This window comes from Methanothermobacter sp. (genome assembly GCF_049720995.1).
Classification (GTDB): domain Archaea; phylum Methanobacteriota; class Methanobacteria; order Methanobacteriales; family Methanothermobacteraceae; genus Methanothermobacter.
In genome coordinates this window covers 1-1,720 of the sequence record NZ_JBNASF010000050.1, presented here as the reverse complement: position 1 = coordinate 1,720, position 1,720 = coordinate 1, and the positions used below count along the sequence as shown (strand labels likewise).

At 49.0% G+C, this 1,720-nt stretch carries 2 protein-coding genes; one reads left to right on the top strand and one right to left on the bottom strand.

Annotation, left to right across the window (positions count from 1 at the left end; all coding sequences use genetic code 11):
- Window positions 1–1,178, top strand: a 1,178-nt coding sequence (locus ACPLJI_RS09015) for a putative PEP-binding protein (RefSeq protein WP_424741280.1), incomplete at its 5' end; no start/stop codon positions are given.
- 34 nt (window positions 1,179–1,212) lie between these two features.
- Here ACPLJI_RS09015 and ACPLJI_RS09010 read toward each other — a convergent pair.
- Window positions 1,213–1,720: sensor histidine kinase (locus ACPLJI_RS09010; protein WP_424741279.1), on the bottom strand; the 508-nt coding region annotated here is incomplete at its 5' end.

The window sequence follows — 1,720 nt, the reverse complement described above, 5'->3', positions numbered from 1 at the left end:
GGAACCCTGAGGATGCGTGCAGCCTTGAATGGGGAGAGGTGGCTGTATTCAAAAAGATAGCCAGGGATATGCTGCCTGAAATCAAAAGGGCCGCCGCTGTTATAGCAGATTATGGTGGACTCACCAGCCACGCCGCAATAACACTCAGGGAACTTGGAATACCCTGCGTACTTGGAACAGAGGATGCCACCAGAGTTCTCAGGGAGGGTATGATAGTCACGGTGGATGGTAAAACAGGAAACATCTACCGGGGCGTCATGGACTGGGCGTCCAGGGATGATGTAATTGGGGTCCATGAGACAGCCACAAAGGTCATGGTGAACCTGAATTTTCCGTGGCTCGCAGCAAGGGTTGCTGAATTTGTGGATGGTGCTGGTTCTGTAAGGATAGAGAATATGGTCATAGAAACAGGAAAGCACCCCTACCTGCTTTTGAAGGAAGGTAAACTCTCAAGGGTTCTTGAAAGGGGTCTTGAGGAGATACTTGAAGCATTCCAGCCAAAACCGGTATGCCTCAGGACATTTGACATTCCAACAGATGAACTCACACACCTCCGTGGATCCACTGAACCCCATGAGAGGAACCCCTTCATGGGTATGAGGGCCATAAAAAGGGATCTCAGGGATACTGATGTCCTGAAAGCAGAATTTGAGGCTGTGGGGAATCTCCTGGATTCAGGATACGGTAACCTTCAGCTGAAGTTCCCCTTCATAAGGGATATCCCTGAATATGTCCAGGCAGTTGAGATCCTTGATGAATCAGGCATAAGACCCCACAGGGACCTCATGGTGGGTGCGTCTGTTGAAACCCCATCCATGGCCCTCCAGATGGATGAACTCCTTGATGAAGGTGTGGATTTTGTCTCACTTGGCCTCAGTGACCTCACCATGTGCAGTCTTGCAGCTGACAGGAGAAGCACCCGTGTTGCAGGTATATTCAATCTATCACACCCCGCTGTCCTCGGGATGGTTGAGGAGGTGGTTGGTGCGTGTCATGAAAGGGGTGTGGAGGTATATGCTGCCGGATACGCTGCAACAAATTATGTTCTGGTAAGGAAACTCGTTGAGATGGGTGTTGATGCTGTATCAACAAGCCCTGATAAGGTCCTCAGGATGAGGTCATTCATTGCAAAGGTTGAGGACTCACTGATACTGGGTGGTATGGGAAGAAACAGTTAAACTGAAAGCGCCAGTACTCAGCAGAAGGTGGTGATTATGAGCCGCGATCAATAAGCGGGAAGGTTATCCTGAAGCAGGCCCCATCACGGTTTCCGTATTGAAGTTCGCCATCGATCTGCCTTACAAGGTTTGCCACCAGCTGCATTCCAAGGGATGTGAGTTCATCCATGTTGAAGTCGGCTGGAAGGCCCCTGCCATTATCAGATATCTCCAGGACACAGTTATCACCGGTTTTTTTGATTGATACACTAATCTTACCCTTTTCACCTGTGAATGCATGTTTCAGCGAATTTGTGATTATCTCATTTGTTATAAGGCCAAGTGGGATGCATCTCTCCATCTCCACCATGATATCATCGTATTCAACGTCGAGTTCGATGAATTTTCTTTCGCTTGACTGGAGTGTGACCATCTCATCTGCAAGTGTTTTGAGGTATTCCCCCAGGTTTATGCTGGATATGGCCTTTGACTGGTATATCTTTTCATGGGCGACCGCCATCGTCCTCACCCGCAGCTGGCTCTCCCTGAGGATATTCAGGATT